The organism is Streptomyces nigra (assembly GCF_003074055.1).
In the GTDB taxonomy this organism is placed as follows: Bacteria; Actinomycetota; Actinomycetes; order Streptomycetales; family Streptomycetaceae; genus Streptomyces; species Streptomyces nigra.
This window is the reverse complement of the sequence record NZ_CP029043.1, coordinates 2,083,808-2,096,314: the sequence shown is the minus strand read 5'-3', so window position 1 is coordinate 2,096,314 and position 12,507 is coordinate 2,083,808. Positions and strand designations below refer to the sequence as shown.

The window sequence follows — 12,507 nt, the reverse complement described above, 5'->3', positions numbered from 1 at the left end:
CGCGCCGAGACTGCGCGGGGACGCACCGGAGAGGGCCGGTCTCGACCCCGAGGAGATCCGACAGCTCGTCAGCGAGGTCCGCGACCTCACCGCCGGCCCGCGCCCCTGGGCCGCCGGGACGGTCCTCGTCGTCGGGCGGGGCCCCTACCTGGCCGTCGAGGAGGCGGCCGGCTGGGCCGTGCGCCACGCCGCCTACGACGAGCGCACCGACGCGGGCGTGGAACTGCCGCCCGGGGCCCGGGTGCCGATGACCACGGCCACCCCGTTCGACCTGGCCTCCCTCACCAAGCTGTTCACCTCGGTGGCCGCCGTGCAGCAGATCGAGCGCGGCACCCTCGGCATCGACGCGCGCGTCGGCGCGTATCTGCCGGACTTCCGGGCCGCCGCACGGCACGACATCACCGTGCGGCAACTGCTCACGCACACCTCCGGGCTCCGCCCCGAACTGCCGCTGTACGACTGCGCGGACGACGCCGAGCGGCTGGACCGGCTGCGCGCCGAGGCACCCATCGGGGTGCCCGGCACGTACTGCTACTCCGACCTCAACATGCTGCTGCTCCAGCACGTCCTGGAACGCATCACGGGCCGCCCGCTCGACGTCCTGATCCACGACGGCATCACCCGCCCGCTGGGTATGACCGCGACCCGGTTCGGCCCCTGCCCGGGCGCCGCCGCGACCGAGGACCAGCGGCGGCCCTGGGCGAAGGCGGACCGGGGGATGCTGCGGGGCGTCGTCCACGACGAGAACGCCTGGGCGCTGGGCGGGGTCGCCGGGCACGCCGGACTGTTCTCCACCGGCCGCGACCTCGCCGTCTTCTGCCGCGCCCTGCTGTCCGGCGGCGCCTACGGACCCGCCCGCATCCTCGGCCCGGACTTCGTGGAGCTGCTGCTGACGCCGCCCGGCCTGGGCTTCGCGGTCGACCAGCCGTGGTTCATGGGGGAGCTGGCAGGGCGGGGCGCGGCCGGCCACACCGGATTCACGGGCACGTCGCTGGTGATCGACCCGGCCCGGGACACCTTCCTGATCCTGCTGGCCAACACCGTCCACCCGCGCCGCCGGCGCCCCGACAGCGGTCCGAGGGCGGCGGCGGGCACCCGGGTGGCCCGGGCACTGCGGGGCCGGTGAGGAGGCCCTTCGCGGCCTCGTAGAATCTCCGGGTGAACGCCCCCGTCTCCCCGTCCGCCGAGACCCTGCGCGCCGCCCTGGCCGCCCTGCTCGACGGGCTCCCGCCGCGCCGGGCCGCGCAGGCCGTCGACCGGCTGATCGCCACGTACCGGGGCGCCACCCCCACCGACAGCCCGATCCTGCGCGACCGCGCCGACGTGGCCGCCTACGCCGCGTACCGGATGCCCGCCACCTACGCGGCCGTCCGCGCGGCCCTGGAGGCGTTCGCGCGTACGGTCCCCGGCTGGGCTCCGGACCGGCACCTCGACGTCGGCGGCGGCACCGGAGCGGCGACCTGGGCGGTCGGCGCCACCTGGCCCGGCCCGCGCGAGGTCACCGTCCTGGACTGGGCCGAGCCCGCCCTGGCCGTCGGTCGGGAGATCGCCGAGGCCGCTCCCGCGCTGCGCGGCACCCGCTGGCAGCGCGCCCGGATCGGCGCCGCGCTCAGCCTCGACGCCGCCGACCTCGTCACCGTCTCCTACGTCCTCAACGAGCTCACCGCCGCCGACCGCGGCACCCTCGTCGACACCGTGGCGGGCGCCGCCCGGACGGTCGTGATCGTCGAACCCGGCACCCCCGACGGCTACGCCCGGATCATCGAGGCCCGGGACCGCCTCATCGGCGCCGGGTTCCGGATCGCCGCGCCCTGCCCGCACAGCGCCGCCTGTCCCATCGTGCCCGGCACGGACTGGTGCCACTTCTCCGCGCGGGTCAGCCGCTCCTCGCTGCACCGCCAGATCAAGGGCGGCTCCCTCGCCTACGAGGACGAGAAGTTCAGCTACGTCGCCGCCACCCGGCTGCCGGCCGCCCCGGCCCCCGCCCGGGTCGTGCGCAAGCCCCAGATCCGCAAGGGGCAGGTGCTGCTCGACCTGTGCGAGACCGAGCCGGGGCTGCGCCGGACGACGGTCACCAAGCGCCACGGCGACCTCTACCGGGCGGCCCGCGACACGGACTGGGGCGACGCCTGGCCGCCGCCCCCCGAGGAGGGGACCTCCTAGAAGGTCCCCTCCGTACGGGCCTCCTAGGAGGACTCTTCCGTCCGGGCCTCCTCGGCCCGCCTCTCCTGCAACCTGCGCAGCAGCTCCCGCTTCTGCGCCACCGGGTCCGTCCCGCCGCCGACACGGTCGCCGCGGGCGCCGCCGCGCAGCGCCGTACGGCCCAGGTGGCGACGGGCCCCGCCGACGCCCAGCATGTTTCCGGCTCCGCCTCGAGTCATGGCGAGGCTCCCTTCGTGATGACCGATCACTGACGACTGACGTCCAGTGGTAGCGAACGAGACGTATCGTCTCGCTTTTCGACCGCTCCAGCATCTGGCGAGACGCAGCGTCTTGTCAACTGATAAGTTCGAGCCATGGCAGCACGCGAATCAGCCCCGCCCGCACCCAACGCCGGCCGCCGCAGCGAGCGCTCCCGGCGCGCCATCTACGACGCCGCCCTCGCCCTGGTCGTCGAGGTCGGCTACCCCCGCACCACCATCGAGGGCATCGCCGCCCGGGCCGGCGTCGGCAAGCAGACGATCTACCGCTGGTGGCCCTCCAAGGCCGACGTGCTGATGGAGGCGTTCCTCGATCTCGCCGAGCGCTCCGCGCGGGAGGCCGGGGAGCAGCCGTACTCCATCCCCGACACCGGCGACCTCGCGGCCGATCTGAAGGCGGTCCTGCGTGCCACCGTCGACGAGCTCCAGGACCCCGCCTTCGACGCGCCCTCCCGTGCCCTCGCCGCCGAGGGTCTGGTCAACGAGGAGCTCGGCCGCCAGTACGTGGCCAAGCTGCTGGAACCCTCGCTCCAGCTCTACGTCGAGCGGCTGCGCTCCGCCCAGAAGGCCGGCCAGGTCCGCCCCGACATCGACCCGCGCATCGCCCTGGAGCTGTTCGTCTCCCCACTCGCCCAGCGCTGGCTGCAGTACACCGGGCCGATCTCCCACGACTACACCGACACCCTGGTCGACTACGCGCTGTACGGCCTCGCCCCCCGCCCCCAGGCGTGACGAAAAACGCATCCGCGACCCCATTACCCCTGATCACGGCGTTGTGCACGGCTCGCCCCACCTGGCACGGTTGTCCGCTACGGCCCCCCGGAGCGCACGAGGGTGGGACCATAGGGCATGCTGTTCCGCACGACAGCGAGGCGAGGGGATAGATGAGCGCGGAGTTGGGCGGCCGGTCCGGCCTCCAGGGCAGAATCTCCCAGTGGCTGCGGGGACGCCGCCCGAAGGACACCGCCGGCGACGGCGGCCGGGAGGCCCTGCTGCTCGCCGCCGCGGCGGCGGGACTGCCCCTCGCGCCCGCCGCGCACCCGGCCGGATACCGCTGCTCCTGCGACCGCGTCGGCTGTCCCACCCCCGCCCGGCACCCGGTGTCCTTCGCCTGGCAGACGCAGTCCACCACCGACCGCGGCCAGATCGAGCGCTGGGCCCGCCACCATCCGCAGGCCAACTTCATCACCGCGACCGGCATGGTCCACGACGTCCTGGACGTCCCCGTGGAGCCCGGCCGTGAGGCGCTGGAGCGGCTCCTCGCCGCCGGTATCGAGGTCGGGCCGGTCGCCGAGAGCGACGACGGACGGCTGCTGTTCTTCACCCTCACCCGGGGCACCCCCGAGGACGAGGACGAGTGGTGGCCCTGCGAGCTGGACTGCCACCCCGAGACCATGGACGAGCACCCCGGCCTGCGCTGGCACTGCCGCGGCTCCTACGTCCTGATGCCGCCGTCCCGGCTGCCCGGCGAGGGCCAGTCCGTGCACTGGGTCCGCGGGCCGGAGCATCCGCTGCCCGACCCGCTCAGCATCCTCGAGGTCCTCACCGACGCCACCGCCCGCCATGTGGGCGAGGAGCCCGACCACGTCTCCGCGTCCTGGCCCCTGCGCCGCTGACTCCGCGTCCTGCGGCGGGGCTACTCGCCCTTCGCGGCCGTCATCCCCTGGATCCGGCCGAGGACGTCCACCTTGCCCGAGCCCTTCGGGACCAGCGCCACCTCGTTGGAGACGAACTCCAGCGTCAGCGACTGCTTGATCTCGCCCTCCGTCAGGGCCTCCACCGACTTGCTCGGCACCGGCACGGACGCGCCCGGCGCCGCCGTCTGCTTCTCGAAGTGCCGTGAGGCGAAGAACGCCAGCGCGTCACCGTCGGCCGTACGCAGCGCCAGCGGGGCGAAGTCGCCGTTCGTCAGCGGCTCGTCGATGAACTGCCGGACCAGACCCGGGCGTTCGGCCTGCTTCTTGCGCAGGGCGCGCCACCGGCTGGTCTGCCCGCCGTCCGCGAAGGCGGTCCCGCCGTCCTTCAGATAGGACACATAGCGGTCGCTCAGATCGCCGGGCGGTATGGCCAGTTGCTTCGAGTCCGCCGGGACGGCCTCGGCGAACCCGTCCTCGTCCGTCTTGAACTCGGGAACGTCCCGGGGCGCCATCAGCGTCAGATAGGCGGCCTTCCACGGCTGGTCCAGGTCGTGCCGGGTGAACACGAAGACCCAGCGGGCCTGCCCGCCCTTGTTGGCGGCCGCGTCGGCGACGAACCAGCGGGGCCAGCCCGCCTTCTTGGGAATGGCGAACTTGGTGTCCGACAGCTCCAGCGGGCTGTGCGCCGGGTTGCCGCCGGGGCTCGTCGCCCGGCCCGCCTTCAGCCGGGCCGCGTCGATGGCCCCCAGGGCACCCGTGACCCGGCCCTCGTCCAGAGCGCTGTCGTAGGCCTTGTCGGCCGCGTTGTACGCGGTGGTGAACTCCTTCAGTGCCTTCGCGGCCTCCGCCTTGGTGGCCGAGGGAAGGACCTCCTTCTCCCCGTGCACCACCACACATCCGCTCGCCGTCAACGACAAAGCGGTCAACGAGGCCGCAATCAGCGCGCTCCGGTCAAGCCTGCGGAGCCTTCGAGGGCCGCGATCCCTGCTCATCCGGTTCCTTCACCTTCCCCTTCCCGGAGGCGAACCCTACCGGGGCGAGGAACAGCGCGAGCGTCGGGATCAGGTACAGCAGCCACACCGTGACCTGGAGCACGGTCGGATCGGGCTGGAAGTTGAACACACCCTTCAGCAGGGTGCCGTACCAGCTCGCCGGATCGACGGTGTCGCTGACGTCGAACGCCTTGTCGCTCAGGCCCGGCAGCCAGCGCGCCTCCTGCAGGTCGTGCATCCCGTACGCCAGCACACCGGCCGCGACGACGACCAGCATGCCGCCGGTCCAGGTGAAGAACTTCGACAGGTTGATGCGCAGGGCCCCGCGGTAGAACAGCCAGCCCAGCACGACCGCCGTGGCGATGCCGAGCGCGACGCCGACCAGCGGGCGCGGGGTGCCGTCCCCGGCCGCCCGCACCGACGCCCACACGAACAGGGCCGTCTCCAGGCCCTCCCGGCCGACGGCGAGGAAGGCGGTGGCGACCAGCGCGCCGGTGCCCATCCGCAGGGCCGCGTCCAGCTTGCCGTGCAGTTCGCTCCGCAGATGCCGGGCGGTGCGCCGCATCCAGAAGACCATCCAGGTCACCAGGCAGACCGCGAGGATCGACAGGGAGCCGCCGAGGGCCTCCTGTGCCTCGAACGTCAGCTCCTGCGAGCCGAATTCGAGGGCACAGCCGAAGCCCAGCGCGAGGGCGACCGCGACACCGATGCCGGCCCAGATGGGCCGCAGGGCGTCCCGGCGGTCCGTCTTCACCAGGTAGGCGATGAGGATGCAGACGACGAGGCTGGCCTCCAGCCCCTCGCGCAGCCCGATCAGATAGTTGGAGAACACCTCACGCCTCCTTGCCGAACAGCGTGCTGCCCCACCAGTCGTCCTTGTCGCGGACGCCGGGCGGGACCGCGAACAGCGCCGAACCCACGTGCTGGATGTACTCGTTGAGCGCGTCCTTCGCCAGGTTGCGCTGGATCCGGACGAACCCGGTGCGCGGGTCGCGCTGGTAGGCCAGGAAGAACAGGCCCGCGTCCAGGCGGCCGAGGCCGTCGGTGCCGTCCGTGAAGGAGTAGCCGCGGCGCAGGATCGTCGCCCCGCCGTTGGAGTCGGGGTGCGCGAGCCGTACGTGCGCGTCGGGGAGCATCGCCTTCAGGAACGGCTTGTCGCGCTCCTTTGCCTTGCCGACAGGGGCGCCCTCGCCCTTGCTCCGGCCGAAGATGTCCTCCTGCTCCTGCAGCGGGGTGCGGTCCCAGGTCTCGATGTGCATGCGGATGCGCCGCGCGACGAGGTAGGAGCCGCCGGTCATCCAGGCGGGTCCGTCCTTCTCGCCGACCCACACGTGCTGGTCCAGGCGGTCGGTCTCGGTGCCCGAGATGTTGCGGGTGCCGTCCTTGAAGCCGAACAGGTTGCGCGGGGTCTGCGCGTCGGGCGTCGTCGACGAGGTCTTGCCGAAGCCGAGCTGCGACCAGCGCACCACGACCTTGCCGAACCCGATACGGGCCAGGTTGCGGATGGCGTGCACGGCGACCTGCGGGTCGTCCGCGCACGCCTGGACGCAGAGGTCACCGCCGCTGCGGTCGCGGTCCAGGTTGTCGCCCGCGAACCTCGGCAGTTCGGTGAGGGCTTCGGGGCGCGCGTCCGCGATGCCGAACCGGTCCCCGAACTTGTCGAAGAAGGAAGGCCCGAAGCCGATCGTCAGGGTGAGCCGGGACGGCTTCAGCCCGAGCGCCTCACCGGTGTCGTCCGGCGGGGCCTCGGCGAGACCGCCGTACGCGCCGTCGCCGACGGCCTGCCCGGCGGTCATCCGGCGCGCGGCCTCCGTCCAGTCCTTCAGCATCTGGACGAGCGCGTCCCGGTCCTCGGTGCGGACGTCGAACGCGGCGAAGTGCAGCCGGTCCTGGACCGGGGTGGCGATACCGGCCTGCCGCTCCCCGTGGAACGGGATCGCGGCACCGGTGTCGGTGCCGGCCGGCTCGGCGTCGTCGCCGGCGCGGGCCGCGGCGACGGCCCCGCCGGCCGCGACGGCACCGAGCGCGAGCCCGGCGCCGCCCCAGCCGAGCAGCGCACGCCGGGAAGGGGTGTTGTTCTCGGACTGTTCCGTCATGACGGCGCCCCTACTTGACGACGACGGCGGCGGCGAGCTTGGACAGCGGCTCCGCCAGGGCGTTGACCCCGTCCGAGAGCTGCTTGCGGTCGGCGTCGCCGACCTTGTCGTAGGAGGTGAACTCGTACGACTCCTTGTCGGCCCGGAACTTGTCCAGCCGGGCGTTGAGCTCGGCGAACTGCCGGTCCAGCTCGGTGGCCAGCGCCGGCTCGTTGGCCTGGGCGACCGGCTTCAGCAGCTCGTACGCCTTCTGCGCGCCCTCCACGTTGGCCTTGAAGTCGACCAGGTCGGTGTGCGAGTAGCGCTCCTCCTCGCCGGTGACCTTGCCGGTGGCGACCTCGTCGAGGAGCTCCTTGGCGCCGTTGGCCATGGAGGTCGGGGTGATCTCGGCCTTGCCGACCCGGCTCTGCCAGTCCTTCAGGTCGGTGATCAGCTGCCCGGCCAGCTCCTTCTCCCGGTCGCCGATCTTCTTGTCCTTCCACAGCGCCTTCTCCAGGCGGTGCCAGCCGGTCCAGTCGGTGGCCGGGTCCCGGCCGTCCTCCAGGCCGTCCTCGCGGACGTCGACCTTCGGGTCGATGTCGCCGAACGACTCGGCGACCGGCTCGGTGCGCTCCCAGCCGATCCGGGACGGGGCGTACGCCTTCTTGGCGGCCTCGACGTCCCCGGCCTTCACGGCCGCGGCGAACTTCTCGGCGAGCGGCAGCGTCTCGTCGGCCTGCTGCTGGACGTACTCGCGGTAGGCGGCCACGGCCTTGTCCAGACGCGGGTCGCGCTTGGCGGTCGAACCGCCGGTGACCTTGACGGACTGCCGGATGCCGTCGCCCTTCATACCGGGCTTGCACGCGATGGTGTAGTCGCCGGCCTTCACCTCGGCGGTGACGGTCTGCTTGGTGCCGGGGCCTATGTTCTCGCGCTCGGTGACGATGCGGTCGTCCGGGAAGAGGATGTAGACCTCGGTGACCTTCGAGCCCTTGTTCTCCACGGCGAGCTCGATGTGCCCGGCCGGGAACTCCTTCTTCGACACCTCGCACTTGTCGTCCGTCGCGGTCACCCGCACGACCCGGTCGGAGCCGGCGGAACTGCCTTTCTCGGTGCACCCGGTGACGGCGGTCAGTGCGGCCACGGTCGTGGCGGCGGCGACGGCGGAGAGTCTGGCGGGTCGCATGAAGGCTCCAAAAAAGGGTGGCCGGAAAGGACGCATGACGTGCCTCACAGCCCAGCAAGGTGAGGCTCACCTAACGGACCTAAGGATCGCCTAAGTGGCCAAAATCGTCCCCATGGAGAGGTCAAAGGAAAGTCAAAGGTTCGGATGCGGCATGAGCAGGACGGCTCCTGTTCGAGGGGGCGACAACATGTCGACCGGCCGGCCGTGACCCCGGGACCTGGAGGCGCCCGGCGTCCCGCTCGCGCGGCGGTGCTTCAATTTCCCCGTGACTGACTACGACGTCCTCCGCGTGTTCTGCGGACCCCGCGGCGGATACGGCAACGAACTCGGCGTCGTGCGCGACGGCTCGGTGATTCCGGACGGCCGGGACCGGCAGGCCCTGGCCGCGAAGCTGGGGTTCAGCGAGACCGTGTTCGTGGACGACCCCGAGCGCGGGGTCGTCGACATCTACACGCCGTCCACCCGGCTGCCCTTCGCCGGCTACCCCTGCGTCGGGGCCGCCTGGCTGCTGGACGTGCCCGAACTGGTCACGCCCGCCGGGGTCGTGGGCACCAGGATCGACGGCGAGTTCTGCTGGATCGAGGCCCGCCCCGAATGGGCGCCGCCGCGCACACTGCGGCAGTACGCCTCCGCCGCCGAGGTCGACGACCTGGAGGTGCCGCCGCCGGGGGAGTGGATCTACGCCTGGGCCTGGGAGGACGAGGCCGCCGGACGGATCCGCGCCCGCGGCTTTCCCGGCCGGGGCGACGGCATCGACGAGGACGAGGCGACGGGCGCGGCGGCGATGCAGCTCACCCATCGCCTGGGCCGCGCCCTCAACATCACCCAGGGCGCCGGCTCCCAGCTGCTGACCGCACCCCAGCCGGGGGACTGGATCGAGCTGGGCGGCAGGGTCGTCCTGGAACGCTGACCCGCCTCAGGCGCTCAGCGGGAACTCCTCGCCGAGCGCCTGGAACATCGCGGTGTTCAGCGCGAACGCCTTCTTGCACTCGGCGACGATCCGCTGCTTCTCCAGGTCGTCCGCCGGGACGCCGTCCAGCAGCGCCCGGTACTCCCGCTTGAACGCGGCCGGGTTCGAGATGCCCTCGAAGACGTAGAACCGGACCCCGTCGCCCTTGCGCTCGAAGCCCCAGGTCCGCTCCGCCCGGTCCCGGATGATCTGCCCGCCGGAGAGGTCGCCGAGGTAGCGGGTGTAGTGGTGGGCGAGAAAGCCGCCCGGCCACTCCCGCGCACAGGACCGCACCCGGTCCGCGTACGCCCGCGTCGCCGGGAGCGCGGTGAGGCCCGCCCGCCACTGCGGGCCCCGCAGATGCGCCAGGTCCCGCTCCAGGGCCGCCAGCCGGAACAGCTCCGGCCGGACGAAGGGGCCGGCCACCGGGTCCGCCGTGAGCCGTCCGGCGTCGCTCTCCAGTGCCTCGTAGACGAACCACAACTGCTCCGTGTACCGCGCGTACGCGTCCACACCGAGCCTGCCGCCGAGCAGATCGCTCATGAACGTCGAGGCCTCGGCCTCCATGTGCTGCTCGTGGGACGCGGTGCGGATGACGGTGGAGAAGGGGTCCATGGGGGCATCCTCTGAGGTTAGGCTAACCTAAGTCAAGAGGTTTGCCGACGCTGTGTCGGTAAAAGCCTACCGAGAAAACCCGCCCTCCGCAGAGGACGGGTTCTCAGATGGTCGGGCAGCAGGTCAGGGCAGGGTCAGGATCTCCGTGCCCGTCTCCGTCACGACCAGCGTGTGCTCGAACTGCGCGGTGCGCTTGCGGTCCTTCGTGACGACGGTCCAGCCGTCGTCCCACATGTCGTACTCATGGGTGCCCAGCGTCAGCATCGGCTCGATCGTGAACGTCATCCCCGGCTGGATGACCGTCGTCGCGTGCGGGCTGTCGTAGTGCGGGATGATCAGGCCCGAGTGGAACGACGAGTTGATGCCGTGGCCCGTGAAGTCCCGCACCACGCCGTAGCCGAAGCGCTTGGCGTAGGACTCGATCACTCGGCCGATGACGTTGATCTGGCGGCCCGGCTTGACCGCTTTGATCGCGCGGTTCAGCGACTCGCGGGTGCGCTCCACCAGCAGCCGGCTCTCCTCGTCCACGTCACCGACCAGGTACGTGGCGTTGTTGTCGCCGTGCACACCGCCGATGTACGCCGTCACGTCGAGGTTGACGATGTCGCCGTCCCGCAGCACCGTCGAGTCCGGGATGCCGTGGCAGATGACCTCGTTGACGGACGTGCACAGGGACTTCGGGAAACCGCGGTAGCCGAGCGTCGACGGGTAGGCGCCGTGGTCGCACATGTACTCGTGCGCCACCTTGTCCAGCTCGTCCGTCGTCACGCCGGGCGCGATCAGCTTCGCCGCCTCGGCCATCGCGCGGGCCGCGATCCGCCCGGCGACGCGCATCGCCTCGATGGTCTCCGGCGTCTGCACCTCCGGCCCCGTGTACGGGGTGGGCGCGGGCTTGCCGACGTACTCGGGGCGGCGGATGGCGCCGGGTACGGAACGGGTGGGGGAGAGCTCCCCGGGAACGAGCAGCGACTGGCCAGACATGCCAGCGAGTCTAACCAGCGGGCATGGGGGAACATGTCGGTGGCGAGAGGAGCTGGTCATGGCCTTGTTCAAGAAGCGCACGGTCGGCAAGCCCGGCGAGTGGTACTACTGCCTGGTCCACAAGCGGGTCGAGGAGGGGCCGGACTGCCCGGCCAAGGACCGGTTCGGGCCCTACACCTCGCGCGAGGAGGCCCAGCACGCCATGGACCTCGCGCGCGAGCGCAACCTGGAGTGGGAGAACGACCCCCGCTGGCACGACTCGCGGTCGGGGCAGACGGACGGCGGCTGATCGACGCTCCGCCGGCACCGGTGGGGTCAACCCTCCGCCGGCACCGGTGGGGCCGCCGCCGCTTCGGCCCGCCGCTCGCGCTGCCGTACCGCGTGCTCGTTCGTCCGCGCGTCGTACGTCATCAGCTTCGGCAGGCACAGCGCCAGCAGCCCCACCGCGCCCACGCACAGCAGCCCGCCCGACCACACCGACGTCCGCACGCCCTTCCACGCGGCGACGCCACCCATGTAGGTCTGGCCGAGCTGCGGTCCCACCGAGTACGACAGAAGCTCGATCCCGGCGAGCCGGCCCCGCAGCTCGTCGGGGATCGTCTGGTTCCACATCACCCCGCGGAACAGTCCGCTGACCATGTCCGCCGCGCCGCCCAGCGTCAGGAACAGCAGCACCAGCCACACGTCGTGGGACAGCCCGGCCGCCGTGATCGCCGCGCCCCACAGAGCCGCCGCCAGCACCACGGCCCGCCCGTGCCGGTGCACCCGCGCGGTCCAGCCGCTCGTCAGACTCACCAGCATCGCGCCGGCCGGGACGGCGGCGTACATCAGACCCAGCGCCCAGGGGGCGCCCAACTCGTCGGCGAGGAAGGGCAGGACGGCCAGCGGCAGCGCGAAGAGCATCGCCGCGATGTCGATGACGTACGTGCCCAGCAGCTCCTTGCGGCTCCACGCGTACCGGGCGCCCTCGGCGATCGCCCGCAGGGACGGCTTCGCCGCCTCGTGCGAGGGCGGCGAGGACGCCAGGCCGATCACGAACAGCACCGAGACCACGAACGTCACCAGGTCCGCCGCGTACGCCCAGCCGAGCCCCGCGTACGCGACGACCACACCGGCCAGCGCGGGACCGGCCACCCCGCCGACCTGCCAGCGCAGCGCGTTCAGGGACGCGGCGGCCGGCAGCTGGTCGTGGGCGACGATCCGGGGCAGCAGGGCGTCCAGCGCCGGGCGCTGCACCGACACCAGCGCCGACGACAGGGCGGCCACGACATACAGCGGCCACACGGCGGGCCGCGGCAGCAGCGCGTTCAGCAGCAGCGCCGCGCTCAGCACGGCCTGACCGGCCTCCGTCCACACGATCAGCCCGCGCTTGTCGAGGGCGTCGGCGAGCGCGCCGCCGTACAGCCCGCACACGATCAGCGGCACCAGCTCCACCGCGCCGATCGCGCCGACCGCCGCGGCCGACCCCGTCAGCTCCTTGATCTGCACGGGCAGCGCCACGAACGTCAGAAAGCTGCCGAAGGTGGAGACCAGCCCCGCCAGCCACACCTTGCGGAAGTCGGCGGACGCCCGCCAGGGCGTGAGATCGGGGAGCAGGGCGCGCAGCCGCGACACGGGCGCCGCGCCGGCGGGGGAGTCGTCGGTCACGAGGG

Annotated in this window: 14 protein-coding genes; 6 read left to right on the top strand and 8 right to left on the bottom strand. The window is 72.3% G+C overall.

Annotated features, from left to right (window positions below):
- Nucleotides 1-10: 10 nt before the first annotated feature.
- Both DC008_RS09695 and DC008_RS09690 read left to right on the top strand, forming a co-directional pair.
- Entirely contained in the window at nucleotides 11-1,126 is a 1,116-nt protein-coding gene (locus DC008_RS09695) for a serine hydrolase domain-containing protein (RefSeq protein WP_235074624.1), read from the top strand.
- A 32-nt stretch (nucleotides 1,127-1,158) separates the two neighbouring features.
- The gene (locus tag DC008_RS09690) at nucleotides 1,159-2,163 is read left to right on the top strand and encodes a small ribosomal subunit Rsm22 family protein (RefSeq protein WP_108706616.1); all 1,005 of its coding nucleotides are present in this window, start codon (nucleotides 1,159-1,161) and stop codon (nucleotides 2,161-2,163) included.
- 23 nt (nucleotides 2,164-2,186) lie between these two features.
- On the opposite strand, the gene DC008_RS35195 is transcribed toward DC008_RS09690, so the two are convergent.
- Nucleotides 2,187-2,381 (bottom strand): DUF6243 family protein, encoded by a 195-nt coding sequence (locus tag DC008_RS35195; RefSeq protein ID WP_123953991.1) that lies wholly within the window; start codon nucleotides 2,379-2,381, stop codon nucleotides 2,187-2,189.
- A 135-nt stretch (nucleotides 2,382-2,516) separates the two neighbouring features.
- Here DC008_RS35195 and DC008_RS09685 point away from each other — a divergent pair, with 135 nt between their 5' ends.
- Together DC008_RS09685 and DC008_RS09680 are read left to right on the top strand one after the other, a co-directional pair.
- Nucleotides 2,517-3,152: a TetR/AcrR family transcriptional regulator gene (locus DC008_RS09685; RefSeq protein WP_108706615.1), complete on the top strand. Its 636-nt coding sequence runs from the start codon at nucleotides 2,517-2,519 to the stop codon at nucleotides 3,150-3,152.
- A 152-nt stretch (nucleotides 3,153-3,304) separates the two neighbouring features.
- On the top strand, nucleotides 3,305-4,036 hold the full coding sequence (locus tag DC008_RS09680) for a bifunctional DNA primase/polymerase (protein ID WP_108706614.1): 732 nt from the start codon (nucleotides 3,305-3,307) through the stop codon (nucleotides 4,034-4,036).
- A gap of 20 nt (nucleotides 4,037-4,056) precedes the next feature.
- Here DC008_RS09680 and DC008_RS09675 read toward each other — a convergent pair whose 3' ends face one another.
- The 4 genes from DC008_RS09675 to efeO are packed head-to-tail and all read right to left on the bottom strand — an operon-like array spanning nucleotide 4,057 to nucleotide 8,310.
- Nucleotides 4,057-5,049, bottom strand: a complete 993-nt coding sequence (locus DC008_RS09675; protein ID WP_108706613.1) for an SCO2278 family lipoprotein — start codon at nucleotides 5,047-5,049, stop codon at nucleotides 4,057-4,059.
- Entirely contained in the window at nucleotides 5,009-5,881 is an 873-nt protein-coding gene (efeU, locus tag DC008_RS09670) for an iron uptake transporter permease EfeU (protein ID WP_108706612.1), read from the bottom strand. The genes DC008_RS09675 and efeU overlap by 41 nt, the downstream gene beginning before the upstream one ends.
- A 1-nt stretch (nucleotide 5,882) precedes the next feature.
- The gene (gene efeB, locus DC008_RS09665; RefSeq protein ID WP_108706611.1) at nucleotides 5,883-7,145 is read right to left on the bottom strand and encodes an iron uptake transporter deferrochelatase/peroxidase subunit; all 1,263 of its coding nucleotides are present in this window, start codon (nucleotides 7,143-7,145) and stop codon (nucleotides 5,883-5,885) included.
- A gap of 10 nt (nucleotides 7,146-7,155) precedes the next feature.
- On the bottom strand, nucleotides 7,156-8,310 hold the full coding sequence (efeO, locus tag DC008_RS09660) for an iron uptake system protein EfeO (RefSeq protein WP_108706610.1): 1,155 nt from the start codon (nucleotides 8,308-8,310) through the stop codon (nucleotides 7,156-7,158).
- Nucleotides 8,311-8,575: 265 nt separating this feature from the next.
- On the opposite strand from efeO, the gene DC008_RS09655 reads away from it, so the two are divergent.
- Nucleotides 8,576-9,220, top strand: coding sequence for a PhzF family phenazine biosynthesis protein (locus DC008_RS09655; protein WP_055620666.1), 645 nt, complete (start codon nucleotides 8,576-8,578; stop codon nucleotides 9,218-9,220).
- Between the two features lie 6 nt (nucleotides 9,221-9,226).
- On the opposite strand, the gene DC008_RS09650 is transcribed toward DC008_RS09655, so the two are convergent.
- Complete coding sequence (locus DC008_RS09650) at nucleotides 9,227-9,874, bottom strand: biliverdin-producing heme oxygenase (protein ID WP_108706609.1); 648 nt, start codon at nucleotides 9,872-9,874, stop codon at nucleotides 9,227-9,229.
- A gap of 123 nt (nucleotides 9,875-9,997) precedes the next feature.
- The gene (gene map / locus DC008_RS09645; protein ID WP_108706608.1) at nucleotides 9,998-10,855 is read right to left on the bottom strand and encodes a type I methionyl aminopeptidase; all 858 of its coding nucleotides are present in this window, start codon (nucleotides 10,853-10,855) and stop codon (nucleotides 9,998-10,000) included.
- Nucleotides 10,856-10,913: 58 nt separating this feature from the next.
- Here map and DC008_RS09640 point away from each other — a divergent pair, with 58 nt between their 5' ends.
- Nucleotides 10,914-11,144: a hypothetical protein gene (locus tag DC008_RS09640; protein ID WP_055620663.1), complete on the top strand. Its 231-nt coding sequence runs from the start codon at nucleotides 10,914-10,916 to the stop codon at nucleotides 11,142-11,144.
- A 26-nt stretch (nucleotides 11,145-11,170) separates the two neighbouring features.
- Here DC008_RS09640 and DC008_RS09635 read toward each other — a convergent pair whose 3' ends face one another.
- Nucleotides 11,171-12,502: an MFS transporter gene (locus DC008_RS09635; RefSeq protein ID WP_164492279.1), complete on the bottom strand. Its 1,332-nt coding sequence runs from the start codon at nucleotides 12,500-12,502 to the stop codon at nucleotides 11,171-11,173.
- Nucleotides 12,503-12,507: the final 5 nt, after the last annotated feature.

What these genes read in the sequence shown, in the direction of transcription:
- DC008_RS35195 (WP_123953991.1), bottom strand. Translation starts at nt 2,381, where the DNA reads ATGACTCGAGGCGGAGCCGGAAACATGCTGGGCGTCGGCGGGGCCCGT.
- DC008_RS09685 (WP_108706615.1), top strand. Translation starts at nt 2,517, where the DNA reads ATGGCAGCACGCGAATCAGCCCCGCCCGCACCCAACGCCGGCCGCCGC.
- DC008_RS09680 (WP_108706614.1), top strand. Translation starts at nt 3,305, where the DNA reads ATGAGCGCGGAGTTGGGCGGCCGGTCCGGCCTCCAGGGCAGAATCTCC.
- DC008_RS09675 (WP_108706613.1), bottom strand. Translation starts at nt 5,049, where the DNA reads ATGAGCAGGGATCGCGGCCCTCGAAGGCTCCGCAGGCTTGACCGGAGC.
- efeB (WP_108706611.1), bottom strand. Translation starts at nt 7,145, where the DNA reads ATGACGGAACAGTCCGAGAACAACACCCCTTCCCGGCGTGCGCTGCTC.
- efeO (WP_108706610.1), bottom strand. Translation starts at nt 8,310, where the DNA reads ATGCGACCCGCCAGACTCTCCGCCGTCGCCGCCGCCACGACCGTGGCC.
- DC008_RS09650 (WP_108706609.1), bottom strand. Translation starts at nt 9,874, where the DNA reads ATGGACCCCTTCTCCACCGTCATCCGCACCGCGTCCCACGAGCAGCAC.
- map (WP_108706608.1), bottom strand. Translation starts at nt 10,855, where the DNA reads ATGTCTGGCCAGTCGCTGCTCGTTCCCGGGGAGCTCTCCCCCACCCGT.
- DC008_RS09640 (WP_055620663.1), top strand. Translation starts at nt 10,914, where the DNA reads ATGGCCTTGTTCAAGAAGCGCACGGTCGGCAAGCCCGGCGAGTGGTAC.